Source organism: Methanophagales archaeon (genome assembly GCA_021159465.1).
Taxonomy (GTDB): Archaea; Halobacteriota; Syntropharchaeia; order Alkanophagales; family Methanospirareceae; genus G60ANME1.
Genome location: JAGGRR010000136.1, coordinates 1 through 4,903, shown reverse-complemented (window position 1 = coordinate 4,903; position 4,903 = coordinate 1). Strand labels below are relative to the sequence as shown.

5 protein-coding genes and 1 pseudogene are annotated in these 4,903 nt (G+C 47.0%); 1 reads left to right on the top strand and 5 read right to left on the bottom strand.

The features are described 5' to 3' along the window. Together J7J01_06330 and J7J01_06325 are read right to left on the bottom strand one after the other, a co-directional pair. A partial coding sequence (locus J7J01_06330) for a phosphoenolpyruvate carboxykinase (GTP) (GenBank protein ID MCD6210492.1) occupies positions 1 to 1,589 on the bottom strand: 1,589 nt, incomplete at its 3' end. A 175-nt stretch (positions 1,590 to 1,764) separates the two neighbouring features. Next, positions 1,765 to 2,043, bottom strand: a complete 279-nt coding sequence (locus J7J01_06325) for a hypothetical protein (protein ID MCD6210491.1) — start codon at positions 2,041 to 2,043, stop codon at positions 1,765 to 1,767. Between the two features lie 117 nt (positions 2,044 to 2,160). On the opposite strand from J7J01_06325, the pseudogene J7J01_06320 reads away from it, so the two are divergent. Continuing rightward, positions 2,161 to 2,371, top strand: a pseudogene (locus J7J01_06320) (IS4 family transposase). Positions 2,372 to 2,397: 26 nt separating this feature from the next. Here the strand turns inward: J7J01_06320 and J7J01_06315 are convergent. From J7J01_06315 to J7J01_06305, 3 genes are read right to left on the bottom strand one after another with little or no spacing between them, the layout of a single operon-like run. Continuing rightward, positions 2,398 to 2,841 (bottom strand): winged helix-turn-helix transcriptional regulator, encoded by a 444-nt coding sequence (locus tag J7J01_06315; GenBank protein MCD6210490.1) that lies wholly within the window; start codon positions 2,839 to 2,841, stop codon positions 2,398 to 2,400. A gap of 1 nt (position 2,842) precedes the next feature. Continuing rightward, positions 2,843 to 3,829 (bottom strand): hypothetical protein, encoded by a 987-nt coding sequence (locus J7J01_06310; protein MCD6210489.1) that lies wholly within the window; start codon positions 3,827 to 3,829, stop codon positions 2,843 to 2,845. Beyond that, entirely contained in the window at positions 3,823 to 4,881 is a 1,059-nt protein-coding gene (locus J7J01_06305; GenBank protein ID MCD6210488.1) for an arsenic resistance protein, read from the bottom strand. The genes J7J01_06310 and J7J01_06305 overlap by 7 nt, the downstream gene beginning before the upstream one ends. Between the last annotated feature and the right edge of the window lie 22 nt (positions 4,882 to 4,903).

Genomic DNA, 4,903 nt, shown 5'->3' with positions numbered 1-4,903 from the left:
TTATGCGTTCGCAATTCCATCCACTTCAGCCATACCGCTTTGTCATTTCGCGCATTCAAGAAGTTACCATCGGCATCTTTAAGGAAGTAATTCACAGCGAAGATACGTGGAGGATTATCAATCATACCGAATCTCAGATGGTTCTCTATGTATCGTCCGATAGGGATAGAGAGGAAATCCAAGTTTGACATCGGGTTTATCTTCCGCTCTCCGCCGGTGCCCAGTGTTGCCGCAGTCGTCTCCGACTCCAGTGCCGCTCCCATTGTGATAACACCGTGAACCCAATCGAAGGATTCTTCAACCGGCACTCTCGTGTCCGAATCACGCCCACCATAGATTATACCGCGTATCTCCACACCCTCAGGGTTATCAAGTTCGGGGTCCAGATTCTCCAGCAGGTGCATATCAAGTGTGAACCTGGCATTAGGGTGCGATATGGGTATCTCGTTACCATCTTCATCCCTGGCTCCTGCCACCCATTCGCCTGCATGGTTATAACCCCTCGTGGGTGGGTCGCTACTATCGTTACCCGACCAGTAGGGCATTTTAGCATCGGTGACAAGGACATTGGAGAATATAATCTCACCAGGTGCGTGAAGTGCGTTCCAGATGATCGGGTCGTCTCTGGAGTTCACACCCTGAATGATGCCAAATATACCCTTCTCAGGGTTCACCGCTCGTATCACACCTTTTTTGTTCCTCAAGTATGCGATGTCATCACCGACAATGGACTCACCCTTCAGCATGGATGTGGAAGTCTTGCCACAGAGCGAGGGGAATGCACCGGTGAAATAAGTCACACGCCCATCAGGACCATGTACACCCATGATAAACATGTGCTCAGTCAGCCAGCCTTCTTTCGAGGCGCGATTGAGTGCAAGTCGCAGCGCTAACTTCTTCAACCCTATGGTATTACCTCCATACTGCGTATTCGTACTGTACACCGTCTCAGTCTCGAGGTCAATGTAAATCCTGCGTTTAGCTATGTTGATTGAGGTCTTTCGCGCATCCAGCTCACCAGCGGAATGAACGAACTTGAAGAACCGATTTGAACGCCCCATCCGTACAAACTCCGTATAACCCTGCCGATAAAGCAAACATTCGGAATGCGCGACGTAACTGGAATCGGTGATTTGAACAGCGGGTATTGAGAATTGAGAATTAAGGGGTCCAAGGCAGAAGAAGAGCACATACATCCGGTGTCCACGCATAATACCACGTAGTATCTCATGAATCTCCTTCAGACCCTCATCACGGTCCATCGCGTTTATACCTGGACCGAGGTCAACATCAGGAGGCAGCAAGAACTTAGTATTCTTCTTATCCCGCGCCTGGTCATAATAGCCATCGAAATGAACAGTATGCCCCTCAGTGGCAAGTTCTCTCTCTTCTCCACTCCGTATCGCCTCAGCCCTGATATACTGCACATCCTCCCGCGAATCCGTGCACACAAATACATCGTCCGGGTTGCAAAGTTCCTTGTAGCGTGTAATAAAGCGTATGAGCTCGGGGTTGTCCATTTTCTTCAGCTTCTGATAGCTATCCGCATCCAGCGTCGCTTTTAACGACTTATCTTCCATATTCTCCATCTCCTTTTCCCTATCCTGTACCAACTACTAGAAATTATATAGGTCAATTAATAAATATTTGATATTCGATTTTTACAAATGCCACTTTTCGAATCCCAAAAACAAGCAAATGCAAGATTTGGTGCTTCATCCATTCCATTCGTTTAATTCTTTATTACAGGCGATACTTGTGCTTCTACACACCTTTAAAATCCCGCCCACGGCGATTGAAGTGCAGGAACAGGAACAGGCACAGAACCGATACAGCAGGTAATGCAGCGGTAGCGAATTTGGGAATTGCCACATTTCTCGTACACGACGCAGAATCATATCCTGCACTACCGTTATAAGTGGTCGCAGCATTGTCATATACCATCACCTCCTGTTGTTGTTCTGCTTCTTCTGTTCCTTTTACCGACAGCGTGAATGTATAATTATCATTATCTGGAGAGGTTGCATTGTAGGTTCCTCCCACTCGAGTATTGCTTGTCCAGCAGGTGTCAACATCATTAGCAGGATTCTCTTCTCTTCATCTTCTCCCTTTCACACCCTAACTTTTTACTTTTCTTTCCCTACCCGGTCGTGTTTTGGGCGATAAATACTCCACTTGGGACCCAGGCTCAAGGACCATATCCTGCTTATCGACCTCGGATACTTCAAGTACCTCTTCTTCGATAGAATCGCCCGCTATGGTGGCTATTTCGTTAGCAGGCTGAAGGTAAATGCCAACCCTATGATCGTTTGGCATCAATCGTAAATGTCGAGGGAACTCTATAGATGCCGTGGGGGAAGAAATTGCGGAAAATCCACAACTCTAAACTAAAATAGCTTATAACTCATCCATGCGCTTCATTATCTCTCTCCCTAACTCCGTCAGGTAATAGATCAGGAAGTTCCCTTCCTTCGTGTAATCTATCAATCCTGCCTTTTTCAGCAGCTTCAAATGGTACGAGAGCCTGGAGTATTCACAGTCCATAAGTTCAACCAGCACACAGACACAGAGGTCTGATATACGCAATGCCTTCAGTATTCGCAATCTTATCTGGTCTGAAAGAGCTTTAAAAAGCACAACCATATCGCTGACATCTTCATTCATGACCGCCTTTACTTTTTCTAACGTCTCTTCTGAGACTGTGTAAGAAGGGGGTATATTATAGCGTATCAAGCTGCACGATACTGAACGGCAACGGCTATTGTTTACCTTTGCTTTACGGTCAAACGTTTGCACCTTCTTTACCTCCTCCGATTTATTTGGCTTATTTCTTATTTTCACTTCACCTCACCTCACTCATCCCGGTTGGTAACTGCGCCTTCAAAAAGATTTGATAGAAAGTGACAGCAGTGAGCATCTGGAAAGCGAAGCCGACTGCTACTGGTAGCATCACCAACCCCTTAAAGCTCATCACTGCTATGCCCAATGCGATTGGCAGGTTCTTCATTCCGGAGGCGTAAGTGATAGCTATGTTCTTCCCTCGCGGTAATAACTTTGTGCTCACTAGATATGCCATGGTGAACAGAATAGGGAAAACTAAAATGGAAGAAGTTATTAGGGGTGCTATCAGTCCCAGATTTTTCATTACGGGGGGTACAGCAGTATTTACTGCCATGAACATGAGGAGCATGGCGGTTGTTGCTGAGATGGCGGGCATTACAGGTAGGTATTTTCTCGCGTCCACCTTCCTCTGCACCAGCTCTTTTAATGCTATACCACCGAGCACTGGAAGAAGCACCGTGTACATGACCATTTTGAACATTCTAAAGGTGTCAATGGTTACAAACGTCCCTGCAAAGAGGAGCATCAGGAGAGGTATGAGAAAAGGTGCCAGTATCATGGTAGCAGCACCGATTACTGTTGCCAGCGGCACGTCACCCTCAAGTAGTCCTGTCCACACCAGAGCCATCCCCGCACACGGGACAACGCCGATCAATATCAAGCCCGTAGCCATGTCTGAATAATTTGAAAGTAGCAATAGGGCTAAAAGCCAGCAGAGAAGGGGAGCAAAAAGGAAGTTCAGTAGTAGTCCGAAGGAAAAGCATTTCCAGTCCTTCACAGCCATGCCCAGACTCTTAAAGGTGATAGTAAAGCCCATCGCGCCTATCATGATAACGATCAAGGGGGCGCTGAACTTGCGAATGAAAATGCCCGGTGCGGGCGTGATAAGCCCCACGATTATCGCTATAGCAAGCGTGCTGATGATTACGTATGCATACTTCTCACGCATGAAGCGAGCATAGGCGAGTATCATCTCTTTCCTCACCATCTTCTTTCTCCACCTCTCACCTCCTTTACCCACCGTTTGCGCTTCCCGTGCCCTCTGCTGTCGCTTTCGCTTTTTGAACCTGAAGCCACACCCATGAACCGCTCAATTTTTGGAGAGAAGTTGAGGAAGAGCAGCATAATCGGTATTTGAAGCATAGGGGCGACAGAAGCAGGTAAAATGGCGAGCGTTCCACCGAATGCTGTGACCGCTATGCCGATGGTAATTGCGTGGTTCTTTGCAGTTACGCTGTAACCGAGAGCTATGCAGTCGCCGAAATCAAGGTGAAATGCTTTCGAGAGTAAGATTGTGAGAGCGAAGTTCAACGGGTAGAGCGTTGCGATGCCAATGATTACGAGGAGCACATAATGAAAGTTCGGAACAATTACCCCTGCCTGCGTTGCTATGACTATGAAGACCATAGTAAGCATTCCGATGGTTGAAACCGCGGGGAAAACAGGCACAATCTCCCAGTATCTCTCAACTCCCATTCTGCGAATAAGGAGTTTTCTCGTAATTATTCCTGCGATAAGCGGCAGAATGACGATTAAAATGAGCTTTCGAAGGATCATAAAAGGGTCTATGCTCACATAAATTCTCGCAAAAACCCACATCCAGAGCGGAACGAAGAATATTGCGAGTAGCAGGCTCAAGGCGACGACGATGAGTGCAGTTTCAACCTTCCCCCTTGCATAGCCCGTCCATGCGGCGACCATTCCACTGCACGGAACGACAATTTTTAGGATGAAGCCTGCTGCAAGGTAAGGGTCAGTGTTTCTCAGCAGAATGAACGCCCAGAGTGCACCGAGCAGGGGAGCAAGTAGAAAATTCATGAACAACGCAAGAGAAATTATTTTTGGTGCCTTCGCAGCCTTCACTATGTCCTCTACCCTCAAATTTATCATCATCGGATATAGCATAACAAAAAGTAAGAAGGGGATAAGTAGCTCTAACGCTTTTACTTCGGGGTAGAAATAGCCGATTACGAGTGCAAGGCTTATTGAAATTGCGACCCAAATGGGGAGATACTTCCGAATAACCTCAGTCCATCTCATTTATCTATCCCATACTTCGCTC